A 14,666-nucleotide genomic window follows, 5' to 3' on the forward strand; every position below is an offset into this window, starting at 1 on the left:
ACACAGTTGTAATATGAGGTTAATCCCTTGAGTGACATGGCGAAAAACCTGATTCTCTGGTTAGTCATCGCAGTTGTCTTGATGTTATTGTTCCAGAGTTTTGGTCCCAGCGACTCTAGCGGTCGTAGGGTAGATTACTCTAATTTCATCAATGAGATATCGCAGAATCAAGTAAGCGAAGTAAATATTTCGGGTCGTGACATTAATTTCACTAAGAAAGACAACAGTGGAAAATACAGCACTTATATGCCGATTCAGGATGAAAAGTTGCTGGATACCCTACTCAGTAAACAGGTAAAAGTTATTGGTGAACCGCCAGAAAAACAAGGCCTGTTGGCGACCCTCTTTATTTCATGGTTCCCAATGCTATTGCTAATTGGCGTCTGGATCTTCTTTATGCGTCAAATGCAAGGTGGTGGCGGTAAAGGGGCTATGTCTTTCGGTAAAAGCAAAGCCCGCATGTTGACGGAAGACCAGATCAAAACCACGTTTGCTGATGTTGCTGGTTGCGACGAAGCAAAAGAAGAAGTAGGCGAATTGGTTGAGTATTTGCGTGAACCTGGCCGTTTCCAAAAACTGGGCGGTAAGATCCCGAAAGGCATCCTGATGGTTGGTCCTCCGGGTACTGGTAAAACGTTGCTGGCAAAAGCTATCGCTGGCGAAGCGAAAGTCCCTTTCTTCACCATCTCTGGTTCTGATTTCGTTGAAATGTTTGTTGGTGTAGGTGCTTCTCGTGTTCGTGATATGTTTGAACAGGCGAAGAAAGCAGCGCCGTGCATCATCTTTATTGATGAAATTGATGCAGTAGGTCGTCAGCGTGGTGCTGGCTTGGGCGGTGGACACGATGAACGTGAACAGACACTGAACCAAATGCTGGTTGAGATGGATGGCTTTGAAGGTAACGAAGGTATTATTGTTATCGCAGCAACTAACCGTCCTGATGTTCTGGATCCTGCCTTGCTACGCCCTGGTCGTTTTGATCGTCAGGTCGTTGTTGGCCTGCCGGATGTACGTGGTCGTGAGCAAATCCTGAAAGTTCATATGCGTCGTATTCCGTTGGATACTGATATTGATGCATTGATCATTGCTCGTGGAACACCGGGTTTCTCTGGCGCAGATTTGGCTAACCTTGTGAATGAAGCTGCTTTGTTTGCTGCTCGTGGTAACAAGCGCGTTGTTTCTATGGTTGAGTTCGAAAAAGCCAAAGATAAGATCATGATGGGAGCAGAGCGCCGTTCAATGGTGATGACGGAGGAACAAAAAGAATCCACAGCATACCATGAAGCAGGACATGCCATTATCGGACGCTTGGTGCCAGAACACGATCCTGTGCATAAAGTGACGATTATTCCTCGTGGCCGTGCGTTAGGTGTGACGTTCTTCTTGCCAGAGGGTGATCAGATCAGTGCGAGTCGTCAGAAATTGGAAAGCCAAATTTCAACTTTATACGGTGGTCGGTTAGCTGAAGAAATTATCTACGGTGTAGATAATGTTTCTACTGGTGCGTCCAATGATATTAAAGTGGCGACTTCTATTGCGCGCAACATGGTGACACAGTGGGGCTTCTCAGAAAAACTGGGGCCATTGCTGTATGCGGAAGAAGAAGGTGAAGTTTTCCTCGGTCGTTCGGTTGCCAAGGCAAAACATATGTCTGAAGACACTGCGCGTTTAATTGATCAGGAAGTGAAGGCTATCATCGATCGTAACTATTTACGTGCTCGTCAGCTTCTGATGGATAATCTTGATGTTCTTCATACAATGAAAGATGCATTGATGAAGTATGAAACTATTGATGCACCTCAGATTGATGATCTGATGAATCGTACGACAGTACGCCCACCAGCAGGTTGGGAAGGTGACAATAATAGTGGCGGTAATAACGGCAGTAATAGCAATAACCGTCATAGTACATCATCCCCACAGCAAACTTCAAAGCCAACGGATGATAATCCAACCGCGTAATCTGATTAACAATCTTACCAACCAAGGGCAATAGCGAATTGTTACCCTTTTGGACTTGAAGACTGTATTTCTTAAATTAAACCCCAGGCTTGTCCTGGGGTTTTGATATTAAGGCACCTAGCGATGAAACTAACAGCCAGAGGCAGTGTCCTCAATCTTTCCTGCCCACAAGTGATGGGAATTTTGAACGTTACTCCCGATTCTTTCTCTGATGGTGGAACCCATAATACCTTTGACATAGCATTGAAACATGCCGCTAAGATGATTGAAGAGGGAGCGGCCATTATTGATGTGGGAGGAGAGTCGACTCGTCCCGGCGCTGATGAGGTAAGTGAGCAGGAAGAATTGGATCGTGTTATTCCAGTGATTGAAGCTCTGGCACAGCGCTTTGATACTTGGATCTCCGTGGATACGTCAAAAGCTGCTGTCATGCGGGAATCAGCCAAGGCAGGGGCCCATATTATCAATGATATCCGCTCGTTGCAGGAACCTGGGGCACTTGAAGCGGCAGCACAAAGTGGCTTGCCAATTTGCTTAATGCATATGCAGGGACAGCCCCGTACAATGCAAACTGAACCTCATTATGAGGATATCTTATCGGAAGTAAAAACATTTTTGATACAGCAAATTGAGCGCTGTATTACGGCGGGTATAGCAAAAAACAACTTGATTCTTGATCCTGGATTCGGTTTTGGTAAGAACTTATCACATAATTATCAGTTATTGGCTCGCTTGCAAGAATTCCATCATTTGGGCTTGCCTATTCTGGCGGGGATGTCACGTAAATCTATGATTGGTCAATTGCTTGATGTACCACCGCAGGAGCGTGCGACAGGAAGTGTCGCTTGTGCTGTAATTGCAGCCATAAAAGGTGCCCAGATTATCCGTGTGCATGATGTGAAAGAAACCGTTCAGGCAATGCAAATCGTTCATGCAACACTGTCTGCCAACATGGCTTGCAAGGAATACGGTATCTGAAAAGAATACGATTTTTGTAAAATGCACAGTTTGTAAAGTATAACGTTTGTAAAATACAACGTCTGTAAAGCACATGATGCCAGCAAAAATTCGCTGTGAGCAGAGAAATAAGTTCAGCAAAGGAAAAAGAAATTTATGAGTAACCGTAAATATTTTGGTACTGACGGTATCCGTGGCAAAGTGGGTAATACCCCGATTACCCCTGACTTTGTTTTGAAACTTGGTTGGGCTGCGGGAAAAGTGCTGGCGCGTCATGGTTCTCGCAAAATAATCATTGGTAAAGATACCCGAGTCTCAGGTTATATGCTGGAATCTGCGCTGGAAGCAGGGTTGGCTGCTGCGGGATTATCAGCATCTTTTACCGGCCCTATGCCAACACCTGCTGTGGCATATCTGACACGTACTTTTCGTGCAGAAGCTGGCATTGTCATTTCCGCTTCCCATAATCCTTACTATGATAACGGTATTAAATTTTTCTCCATTGATGGAACTAAATTACCTGATGATGTTGAAGAAGCGATTGAAGCGGAAATGGAAAAACCCCTGACTTGTGTGGAATCTGCTGAGTTAGGGCGTGCAAATCGAATCGTTGATGCGGCGGGTCGTTACATTGAATTTTGTAAAGGAACATTTCCCAGTGAGCAAAGTTTAAATGGATTGAAAATTGTTTTAGATTGCGCCAATGGGGCTACTTACCACATTGCTCCGAATGTTCTCAGAGAACTGGGAGCGGATGTTATTATGATTGGTTGTGAGCCTAACGGTATCAATATCAATGAAGAATGCGGTGCAACAGACGTTCGCCTATTGCAAAAGCGAGTACTGGAAGAGCAGGCACACGTTGGTCTGGCATTTGATGGCGATGGTGACCGTATCATCATGGTTGATCATCTGGGTCAAAAAGTTGATGGTGATCAGATTCTTTATATCATCGCACGTGAAGCCTTGAGACAAGGCCAGCTACGTGGTGGAGCAGTGGGTACGTTGATGAGCAATATGGGGCTGGAGTTGGCACTGAAACAGCTTGGCATCCCATTTGCACGTGCGAAGGTCGGCGATCGCTATGTACTGGAAAAATTGCAGGAAAAAGGTTGGCGTCTTGGCGCAGAAAACTCAGGTCACGTGATTTTGCTGGACAAAACTACAACGGGTGATGGAATTGTTGCTGGATTGCAAGTCTTGAGTGCTATGGTACGCAATAATATGAGCCTGCATGACCTGTGCAGTGGAATGAAACTGTTGCCTCAAATTTTGGTTAACGTTCGTTTTACGGGTGATACCGATCCCCTGCAATCAGAATCAGTGCTGGAGGCCGTAAAATCAGTTGAGGCTGAATTGAATGGTTGCGGTCGTGTTCTGTTGCGTAAATCAGGTACAGAGCCATTGATTCGCGTAATGGTGGAAGGTGAAGATGAAGAGCAAGTCACTGCATTGGCGCATTGTATCGCAGATGCAGTGAAAAAAATCGGTTGATTTGTTGATTTTTTCTTCGATTGGCGCCAGTATTTAAAATTAATCTTGCGTGTCTGATACGCTTTGGTTAGTATTCACACCCGCTCAATAAGTTAATTTTTCTAATTTTGTGAGCGGGTGATGCAATATAACGTCGCTACGAAATTGTGGTAATCCCCACGAGGAAACGGGTACAACATATGTATGAAGCTCTTTTAGGTATATTCTTGCTGGTTGGTATCGGGCTGATTGCTCTGGTTCTGCTACAGCAGGGTAAAGGTGCTGATATGGGTGCTTCTTTCGGCGCGGGTGCATCTAGCACACTGTTTGGTTCATCGGGTTCCAGTAACTTCATGACCCGTATGACGGCTATTCTGGCCACACTGTTTATTGTTATCAGTCTGATTCTGGGTAACATGACCAGCAATAAGACTAGTTCTAGTAGTAAATGGGATAATCTTGTCGAACCTGTAAAAGTTGAAAAACATACAGAAGTTCCGGCAACGCCAGTAAAACCAAATAATAGTGATATCCCGCAGTAAATTTCAGTAATAGAATTGAAGTAGGGTTGTTGATTTTAATTATTAGTAAATAACCATTAAAATAACAGTCTTATGAATCAGTGCCGAGGTGGTGAAATTGGTATACACGCTACCTTGAGGTGGTAGTGCCTAAACAACGGGCGTACGGGTTCAAGTCCCGTCCTCGGCACCATTAATCTAGAAACTTGCGTTTTTAGTATTATCAGCGTAAGATTTGCCACGTTTTCGAACGCGGGATGGAGCAGCATGGTAGCTCGTCGGGCTCATAACCCGAAGGTCGTCGGTTCAAATCCGGCTCCCGCAACCACTTCTTAATAACATGTACCTTTTCAATAGTAATAATTCAACAGCCATTGAGATATCGATCCTGATTTGGCCGATTGCTTTGAAAGGTATAGAAAGAAGCTGGTTGAGACCACTGGCAGTAAACAGGGTCCAGTTGCATAAAGCCCCGAGTATCGGGGTTTTTTGTTATTTGACAGCAGAACTACTGGGCTATATAGCCCTTTTTTTATGTCTTGGGGGTGGGCTTGTCCACATTAGAGCAAAAATTAACAGAGATGATTTCAGCACCAGTTGAAGCTTTGGGTTTTGAATTAGTTGGCCTGGAGTTTATTCGCGCACGTGTATCAACATTGCGGGTCTATATCGATAGTGAAGAGGGTATCACTGTTGACAATTGTGCTGATGTTAGCCACCAGGTCAGTGCAGTGCTTGATGTTGAAGATCCGATTTCAGTACTTTATAACCTGGAAATATCTTCACCAGGGCTTGAGCGTCCACTGTTTAAAGCTGAGCATTACCTGCGTTTTATGGGTGAAAAAGTCAGCTTGGTTTTACGCATGGCAATGCAGAATCGTCGCAAATGGCAAGGTATCATCAAGGCCGTTGATGGTGAAATGATTACGGTTACGGTGGATGGAAAAGACGAAGTGTTCGCACTGAGCAACATCCAGAAAGCGAACCTGGTACCCCACTTTTAAAGTTCGGATGAGGCAACTAGGATGAATAAAGAAATTCTGGCTGTTGTGGAAGCGGTTTCTAATGAAAAATCTCTCCCTCGTGAAAAAATCTTCGAAGCATTAGAGATTGCACTGGCGACAGCCACCAAGAAAAAGTATGAGCAGGAGATCGACGTTCGCGTTTGCATCGATCGTAAATCGGGTGATTTTGATACCTTCCGTCGTTGGTTAGCCGTAGATGAAGTGACTCAGCCAACACGCGAAATCACACTAGAAGCTGCAAAATATGATGACCCAGAGATTGAACTGGGTGGTTATATTGAAGATCAAATTGAATCAGTGACTTTTGACCGTATCACGACACAAACGGCAAAACAGGTTATCGTACAGAAAGTACGTGAAGCTGAGCGAGCGATGGTTGTTGATCAATTCCGTGAACAGCAAGGCGAAATTGTGACCGGTCAGGTCAAAAAAGTGAACCGCGAAAATATTACTTTGGATTTAGGTAATAACGCTGAAGCAGTCATTTTGCGTGAAGACATGCTGCCACGGGAAAACTTCCGTCCAGGTGACCGCGTGCGCGGTGTCCTGTATGATGTTCGTCCTGAAGCACGTGGTGCACAGCTTTTCATCACCCGTTCTCGTCCAGAGATGTTGGTTGAATTGTTCCGCATCGAAGTGCCTGAGATTGGCGAAGAGATCATTGAGATCAAAGCTGCTGCCCGTGATCCAGGTTCCCGTGCAAAGATTGCAGTGAAAACCAACGACAAGCGTATTGATCCTGTTGGCGCTTGTGTCGGTATGCGTGGTGCAAGGGTACAGGCCGTTTCCAGCGAGCTGGGCGGTGAAAGAATTGACATCGTGCTGTGGGACGATAACCCTGCGCAGTTTGTCATTAATGCAATGGCTCCGGCGGATGTTGCATCTATTGTGGTTGACGAAGATAACTGCACAATGGATGTTGCCGTAGAAAACAGTAATCTTGCTCAGGCGATTGGACGTAATGGTCAAAACGTTCGTCTGGCGGCACAGCTGTTGAAAAAGCATCGTGGTGATGACAAGTGGGAACTGAATGTCATGACTGCGGAAGAGCTACAAGCAAAACATCAGGCAGAAGCACATGCTTCTATTGATACATTTACTAAGCATCTCGACATTGATGAAGATTTCGCCACCGTATTGGTCGAGGAAGGCTTCTCTACACTGGAAGAGTTGGCCTATGTGCCAATCAATGAACTTCTGGCAGTAGAAGGTCTTGATGAAGAAACTGTTGAAGTTCTTCGTGAACGCGCTAAAGCGGCCTTGACGACGCTGGAACTGGCTCAGAAAGAGAGTCTTGGTGATCAGCAACCTGCCGAAGATTTATTGAATCTGCCTGGCATGGAGCGTACTTTGGCGTTTGACCTGGCTGCCCGTGGCATCTGTACTCTGGAAGATCTTGCCGAGCAGGGTATCGACGACTTATCTGATATCGAAGGACTGAGTGATGAGAAAGCAGGAGAACTCATTATGGCAGCCCGTAATATCTGTTGGTTTGGCGATGATGCATAAATAAACTGTAGCAGGAAGGAACAGAATGACAGAGGTAACCGTAAAATTACTGGCAGAAGAGATCCAGACATCGGAAGAACGTCTAATCCAGCAATTCGCTGATGCTGGCATTCAGAAAACCGCAACTGACTCTGTTTCCCAGAAAGAAAAAGAAGCTTTGCTGGCCCACCTTAACCGCGAACAAGGCGGTTCTGGCGGTCAGCCAGGTAAATTGACACTACAGCGTAAAACGCGCAGTACACTAAACGTTCCTGGCACCGGTGGCAAAAGTAAATCGGTAGCGATTGAAGTCCGCAAAAAACGCACATACGTAAACCGCGATGCCATTGAACAGGTTACAGCGGAAGAACAGGCACAGCGTGAAGCGGAAGAGAAAGCTCGGCGCGAGGCAGAAGAGAAGGCGCGGCTTGAAGCTGAAGCGAAACAACTCGCGGAAGAGCAAGCTAAACGTGTAGCTGAAGAAAAGGCGAAACGTGAAGCAGAAGAGAGCGCTCAACGTGAAGCAGAAGAAAAAGCCAAACGTGAAGAGGCTAAACTGTCTCAGCGTGAGGCGGTGGAAAAAGAAAAAGTGACTAAGCAACATACCGAAAACAAACAAAAATCAGTTCAGGCTGACTCTGCTGCGCAAAATGAAAAAGCGCGTCGTGAAGCGGAAGCTGCAAATTTAAAACGTAAAGCTGAAGAAGAAATGAGCCGTAAGGTGGAAGCAGAAGCTAAGCGTGTTGCAGAAGAAGCGCGTAAAATGGCAGAAGAGAATCAAGAAAAATGGTCTAATGTCTCTGATAACAATGAGAATAGTGACTACCACGTAACCACTTCCCGCTATGCTCGTGATGCGGAAGATGAAAATGACGCCAAAGTAGAAGGCGATCGTCGTTCCCGCTCCCGTGGCGGCAAAGCAGCCCGCCAGAAGAAGAATAACAAACATTCTGAATCGAAAGCAGATCGCGAAGAAGCGCGTGCAGTGGGTCGTAACAAAGGTAAACAACGTAAGCCTAGCACTTTACAGCAGAGCTTCAATAAACCTGTTGCTGCGGTTAACCGTGATGTCGTGATTGGTGAAACAATTACTGTAGCTGAATTAGCTAACAAAATGGCCGTTAAAGGTGCTCAGGTTATCAAAACCATGATGAACATGGGAGCAATGGTAACCATCAACCAAGTTATCGATCAAGAAACAGCGCAACTGGTTGCCGAAGAAATGGGGCACAAAGTTATCCTGCGTCGTGAAAACGAGCTGGAAGAAGCGCTGATGAGCGATCGTGATACGGGTGAAACTCTGGCAGAATATCGTGCTCCAGTTGTAACTATCATGGGCCACGTTGACCACGGTAAAACCTCTTTACTGGACTATATCCGCTCCACTAAAGTGGCTTCAGGAGAGGCTGGCGGCATTACCCAGCACATTGGTGCGTATCATGTGAAAACTGAAAAAGGCATGATCACCTTCCTGGATACTCCAGGCCATGCTGCGTTTACTTCCATGCGTGCACGTGGTGCGAAGGCAACAGATATCGTTGTTCTGGTTGTAGCCGCGGATGATGGCGTGATGCCTCAGACCATAGAAGCTGTCCAGCATGCTAAAGCGGCCAACGTACCGGTTGTTGTTGCTGTGAACAAGATCGATAAGCCAGAAGCTGATCCAGATCGTGTGAAGAATGAACTGTCGCAATACGGCATCATTCCAGAAGATTGGGGTGGTGAAACTCAGTTCATCAATGTGTCTGCTAAAGCAGGTCTTGGTATTGATGAATTGCTGGAGTCGATTTTGCTTCAGGCTGAAGTCCTTGAACTGAAATCTGTACGTACTGGCATGGCGAATGGTGTGGTCATCGAATCCTTCTTGGATAAAGGCCGTGGCCCAGTTGCAACTATTCTGGTTCAGTCTGGTACTCTGAACAAAGGCGATATTGTTCTGTGTGGCTTCGAATACGGTCGTATTCGTGCGATGCGTAATGAGTTAGGCCGTGAAGTGACCTCAGCTGGCCCATCTATCCCAGTGGAAATTTTGGGTCTGTCCAATGTTCCGTCTGCAGGTGATGAAGCGACTGTTGTTCGTGATGAGAAAAAAGCGCGTGAAGTGGCTCTGTATCGTCAGGGTAAATTCCGCGAAGTGAAATTGGCTCGTCAGCATAAGTCCAAGCTGGAAAATATCTTCGCCAACATGGAAGAAGGTAAAGTATCTGAGCTGAACATCGTTCTGAAAACTGATGTTCAGGGCACATGTGAAGCAATTTGTGATTCACTGCTGAAACTGTCCACTGATGAAGTGAAAGTGAAAATCATCGGTTCTGGTGTGGGTGGTATCACTGAAACTGACGCAACACTGGCAGCGGCATCCAACGCAATTATTCTGGGCTTTAACGTTCGTGCTGATGCTTCTGCGCGTCGTATCATCGAAAACGAAAGTCTGGATCTGCGTTACTACTCTGTTATCTATAACCTGATTGATGAGATCAAACAGGCAATGAGCGGTATGCTGGCACCAGAATATAAACAGCAGATCATGGGTCTTGCCGAAGTTCGTGATGTATTTAAGTCACCGAAGTTTGGTGCAGTTGCTGGTTGTATGGTGACAGAAGGTTCCATCAAGCGTAATAACCCGATCCGCGTACTGCGCAATAACGTCGTAATTTACGAAGGTGAATTGGAATCCTTGCGCCGCTTTAAGGATGACGTTAACGAAGTCCGTAATGGTATGGAATGTGGTATCGGTGTGAAGAACTACAATGATGTTCGCGTTGGCGACATGATTGAAGTCTTTGAAGTGATTGAAATCAAACGCTCCATTGATTAATACCATCATCTATCCAATCGATTTATTCCATTCTTGGGGGGCTTAATGCCCCCCAAAATGTCAGGAGATATAACAATGGCAAGAGAATTCAGTCGTACTCAACGCGTTGCACAGGAAATGCAAAAAGAGATTGCCATCATCTTACAGCGCGAAGTCAAAGATCCCCGTATCGGAATGGCGACGGTCTCTGGTGTTGAGGTTTCCCGCGATCTGGCTTATGCCAAAGTATTTGTAACCTTTCTGAATGTACTGGTGGAAGGCCATGATTCAGATAGGGTGGAAGAAGGTATCAAGGCATTGAACGAAGCTTCTGGTTTTATTCGTTCCCTGCTGGGTAAAGCGATGCGTCTGCGTGTCATTCCTGAACTGACATTTTCTTATGATAGTTCTTTGGTGGAAGGGATGCGTATGTCGAACTTGGTCAGCAACGTCGTTAAAAACGATGAAAAGCGTCGTTCATCTGCGGATCACAATGAGGAAAAGTGATGGGACGCCGTCGTAGAGGCCGTGCTATACACGGTGTACTGTTGCTGGATAAGCCACAGGATATTTCCTCCAATGATGCGTTGCAGAAAGTAAGGCGGATTTTCAATGCCAATAAGGCGGGTCATACTGGTGCACTAGATCCATTGGCAACAGGTATGTTGCCGATTTGTCTTGGTGAAGCCACCAAATTTTCCCAATTCTTGCTGGATTCTGACAAACGCTATCGTGTGATTGCCCGTTTGGGACAGCGTACGGATACTTCGGATTCACATGGGACAATCATTAGTGAACGTGAAGTAAAAATCACCGAATCTCAGCTTGATGCTGCATTGGATACATTCCGTGGTGATACCATGCAGGTTCCTTCCATGTACTCTGCATTGAAACATCAAGGAAAACCGCTATACGAATATGCCCGTAAGGGGATTGAAGTTGAGCGGGAAGCACGCCCTATCACTGTTTATGAATTACAATTCATTCGCTGGGAAGGGAATGAGCTGGAATTAGAAATACACTGTTCCAAGGGAACTTACATTCGAACCATCATTGATGACTTAGGGGAACTTTTGGGCTGTGGCGCTCATGTCATTTACTTGCGTCGTTTGCAGGTTGCCAATTACCCCAATCAAAGAATGGTAACGTTGGAACAGTTACATGAATTAAAACAACAGGCTGAAGATCAAGCGATTGAGGCGTGGGAATTGCTTGATCCATTGTTGCTACCAATGGATACCGCCGTCGCCCATTTTCCTGTCATCCACTTAACATCCGTGGTTGCGTCTTACTTTAAACAAGGCCAACCCGTTCGAAGCAAACATAATTTGTCTTCAAATGAATGGGTGAGGGTCACCGAAGGAGATGAAAATAAATTCATCGGCATTGCGGTGATTGATGATGACGGCTTAGTGGCTCCACGTCGCCTGGTTGTTGAAGAAACAGAAATCGAATAATGATAGCAACCGACAAGGAATTTAAAGCAGGCAAATTGAGTAAGAGCACAGAATGACGATGATTGTGCTGTCTTGCGCTTCACTTATTTGCAGCGTAGAATACCGCGTCTATATATGAGTTGCTGAATTAGAGATCGGCACTTGTCATTTTAAATTACATATTTGGAGTTATACTATGTCTCTAAGTACTGCTGAAAAAGCACAGATTATTACTGAATTCGGTCGCGGCGCTAACGACAGTGGTTCCAGCGAAGTTCAGATCGCACTGCTGACTGCTGACATCAACCAATTGCAAGGTCACTTTTCAGAGCACAAAAAAGATCACCACAGCCGTCGTGGTCTGCTGAGAAAAGTTGCACAGCGTCGTAAACTGCTGAGCTACCTGAAGGGTAAAGATTTGGCACGTTATACTGCTCTGATTGAGCGTCTGGGACTGCGTCGCTAATCGATGTGTTTCAGTGGAAAGGGGCCTAATCGGGCCCCTTTTCTTCTAGGAAACGGAATCGATAGAAACCGGCATAGAGAGATTTAAACACTATTTTTACCGTTTTTTACCGTTTCTAAAATTTAAACCTCTTCCGCTACAGTGACTCGCGCGGCTAATGAGAGTCCTTAAAGGAGTGAGCACTGTCATTAGTCGTGAGGGTGTAGCAAGAAGAGAAAATCCATTGTTGTCGTTCTTTTAAAATGACAACACTAACAAAGGAACATTATTTTGCTAAATCCGATTGTTCGTAAATTCCAGTATGGTCAACACACTGTGACCATCGAAACCGGCATGATGGCTCGTCAGGCGACAGCAGCCGTTATGGTAAGTATGGATGACACTGCGGTATTTGTAACCGTTGTAGGTCAAAAGAAAGCCAAAGCAGGTCAGAACTTTTTCCCTCTGACTGTTAACTATCAGGAGCGTACTTACGCTGCTGGCCGTATTCCGGGAAGTTTCTTCCGTCGCGAAGGTCGTCCGGGAGAAGGTGAAACATTGGTTGCTCGTCTTATCGACCGTCCTCTACGCCCTCTGTTCCCAGAAGGTTTCCTGAATGAAGTTCAAATCATCGCGACAGTCGTTTCTGTTAACCCACAAGTAAACCCTGATATTGTTGCCATGATTGGCGCTTCTGCTGTATTGGCATTGTCTGGTATCCCATTCAATGGCCCAATTGGTGCTGCGCGTGTTGGCTACGTCAATGATCAGTACGTACTGAACCCAACCAGTGATGAGCTGAAAAACAGCCGTCTGGATCTGGTCGTTGCAGGTACTGAAGGTGCGGTACTGATGGTAGAATCCGAAGCGGAGCTGCTGACGGAAGAACAAATGTTGGGTGCAGTGGTGTTTGGTCACGAGCAACAACAGATTGTGATTGATAACATCAATGCATTAGTCGCTGAAGCGGGCAAAGAGAAATGGGATTGGTCACCAGAGTCCATCAATCAATCTCTGCACGATCGCGTTGCGGAACTGGCTGAAAGCCGTCTGGGTGATGCTTATCGCATTACTGAGAAGCAGGAGCGTTACGCTCAGGTTGATATCATCAAAGAAGAAGTCTCTGCGGTTATCCTGGCAGAATCTGCGGAAAAAGGCATTGAACTGGAAGAAGCAGAAATTCTTGACGTTCTGTCTGTTCTGGAGAAAAACGTTGTTCGTGGTCGTGTCCTGCGTGGTGAGCCTCGTATTGATGGCCGTGAAAAAGACATGGTTCGTGCTCTGGATGTTCGCACAGGCGTACTGCCACGTACTCATGGTTCATCTCTGTTCACCCGTGGTGAAACTCAGGCACTGGTTGCTGCGACACTGGGTACAGAGCGTGATGCTCAAGTTATTGATGAACTGATGGGTGAGCGTACAGACCGCTTCCTGTTCCATTATAACTTCCCTCCATACTCTGTAGGTGAAACAGGCATGGTCGGTTCACCAAAACGTCGTGAAATTGGTCACGGTCGTCTGGCAAAACGTGGTGTATTGGCTGTAATGCCAAGCATCAACGAATTCCCATATACCGTTCGTGTAGTTTCTGAAATCACTGAATCCAACGGTTCTTCTTCTATGGCTTCTGTCTGTGGTGCTTCATTGGCACTGATGGATGCTGGCGTGCCAATCAAGGCTGCCGTTGCAGGTATCGCAATGGGTCTGGTGAAAGAAGGGGATAACTTTGTTGTTCTGTCTGACATTCTGGGTGACGAAGATCATCTGGGCGACATGGACTTTAAAGTTGCAGGTAGCCGTGATGGTGTCAGCGCATTGCAAATGGACATCAAAATCGAAGGCATTACCCGTGAAATCATGCAGATTGCTCTGAATCAGGCTAAAGGTGCCCGTCTGCACATCCTTAATGTAATGGAGCAAGCAATTCAGGGTCCACGCAATGATATTTCTGAATTTGCACCACGTATCCACACTATCAAGATCAATCCAGACAAGATCAAAGATGTAATTGGTAAAGGTGGTTCCGTGATCCGCGCATTGACGGAAGAAACAGGCACCACCATTGAAATCGAAGATGATGGTACAGTGAAGATAGCGGCGACTGACAGTGATAAAGCACGTCATGCCATCAGTCGTATTGAAGAAATTACAGCTGAAGTTGAAGTTGGTCGTATTTATAGTGGTAAAGTTACCCGTATTGTTGATTTTGGTGCATTTGTTGCCATCGGCGGCGGTAAAGAAGGGCTGGTACATATCTCTCAGATCGCGGACAAACGTGTAGAGAAAGTCACTGATTACCTGCAAATCGGGCAAGAAGTTCCTGTGAAGGTGTTGGAAATTGATCGTCAGGGTCGTATCCGCCTGAGCATGAAAGAAGCCCTGATCACGACTGATGAAGTACAACAGTCAACAGAATCATCAGTAGAATAAATTTGACGTAAAGGGCGGCGTCCTGTAAAAAGGGCGCCGTTTATCTCAATAGTTTTCGAGTTGTTGTTTACAGTAACTTGAAATATGAGAGAAAGTTAATTTTGGGCAAGAAGCCTGAAACATACAATGTGG

11 protein-coding genes and 2 tRNA genes are annotated in these 14,666 nt (G+C 45.8%); all 13 read left to right on the forward strand.

Features of this window, described 5'->3' with window-relative positions:
* Positions 1-27 precede the first annotated feature (27 nt).
* The 13 genes from ftsH to pnp all read left to right on the forward strand — a co-directional run bounded on the left by ftsH (position 28) and on the right by pnp (position 14,534).
* The gene (gene ftsH / locus PSI14_RS09025; RefSeq protein ID WP_273575593.1) at positions 28-1,962 is read left to right on the forward strand and encodes an ATP-dependent zinc metalloprotease FtsH; all 1,935 of its coding nucleotides are present in this window, start codon (positions 28-30) and stop codon (positions 1,960-1,962) included.
* 123 nt (positions 1,963-2,085) lie between these two features.
* A complete protein-coding gene (folP, locus tag PSI14_RS09030) occupies positions 2,086-2,940 on the forward strand; it encodes a dihydropteroate synthase (protein ID WP_273575594.1) in 855 nt (284 codons plus the stop codon).
* Positions 2,941-3,075: 135 nt separating this feature from the next.
* Complete coding sequence (glmM, locus tag PSI14_RS09035) at positions 3,076-4,413, forward strand: phosphoglucosamine mutase (RefSeq protein WP_273575595.1); 1,338 nt, start codon at positions 3,076-3,078, stop codon at positions 4,411-4,413.
* A 179-nt stretch (positions 4,414-4,592) separates the two neighbouring features.
* Positions 4,593-4,934, forward strand: a complete 342-nt coding sequence (gene secG / locus PSI14_RS09040) for a preprotein translocase subunit SecG (protein WP_273575596.1) — start codon at positions 4,593-4,595, stop codon at positions 4,932-4,934.
* Positions 4,935-5,016: 82 nt separating this feature from the next.
* Positions 5,017-5,106, forward strand: a tRNA-Leu gene (locus PSI14_RS09045).
* 58 nt (positions 5,107-5,164) lie between these two features.
* Positions 5,165-5,241 (forward strand) — tRNA-Met (locus tag PSI14_RS09050).
* A gap of 223 nt (positions 5,242-5,464) precedes the next feature.
* Positions 5,465-5,917 (forward strand): ribosome maturation factor RimP, encoded by a 453-nt coding sequence (rimP, locus tag PSI14_RS09055; RefSeq protein ID WP_273575597.1) that lies wholly within the window; start codon positions 5,465-5,467, stop codon positions 5,915-5,917.
* A 21-nt stretch (positions 5,918-5,938) separates the two neighbouring features.
* Complete coding sequence (gene nusA / locus PSI14_RS09060) at positions 5,939-7,447, forward strand: transcription termination factor NusA (protein WP_273575598.1); 1,509 nt, start codon at positions 5,939-5,941, stop codon at positions 7,445-7,447.
* A 25-nt stretch (positions 7,448-7,472) separates the two neighbouring features.
* On the forward strand, positions 7,473-10,244 hold the full coding sequence (gene infB, locus PSI14_RS09065) for a translation initiation factor IF-2 (protein WP_273575599.1): 2,772 nt from the start codon (positions 7,473-7,475) through the stop codon (positions 10,242-10,244).
* Positions 10,245-10,319: 75 nt separating this feature from the next.
* On the forward strand, positions 10,320-10,730 hold the full coding sequence (gene rbfA, locus PSI14_RS09070; RefSeq protein WP_273575600.1) for a 30S ribosome-binding factor RbfA: 411 nt from the start codon (positions 10,320-10,322) through the stop codon (positions 10,728-10,730).
* A complete protein-coding gene (truB, locus tag PSI14_RS09075; RefSeq protein WP_273575601.1) occupies positions 10,730-11,680 on the forward strand; it encodes a tRNA pseudouridine(55) synthase TruB in 951 nt (316 codons plus the stop codon). Before rbfA ends, truB begins: the two co-directional genes overlap by 1 nt.
* 175 nt (positions 11,681-11,855) lie before the next feature.
* Positions 11,856-12,125, forward strand: a complete 270-nt coding sequence (rpsO, locus tag PSI14_RS09080; protein WP_273575602.1) for a 30S ribosomal protein S15 — start codon at positions 11,856-11,858, stop codon at positions 12,123-12,125.
* Positions 12,126-12,395: 270 nt separating this feature from the next.
* Positions 12,396-14,534, forward strand: coding sequence for a polyribonucleotide nucleotidyltransferase (pnp, locus tag PSI14_RS09085; protein WP_273575603.1), 2,139 nt, complete (start codon positions 12,396-12,398; stop codon positions 14,532-14,534).
* Positions 14,535-14,666 lie beyond the last annotated feature (132 nt).

The organism is Xenorhabdus anantnagensis, from assembly GCF_028598555.1.
In the GTDB taxonomy this organism is placed as follows: domain Bacteria; phylum Pseudomonadota; class Gammaproteobacteria; order Enterobacterales; family Enterobacteriaceae; genus Xenorhabdus; species Xenorhabdus anantnagensis.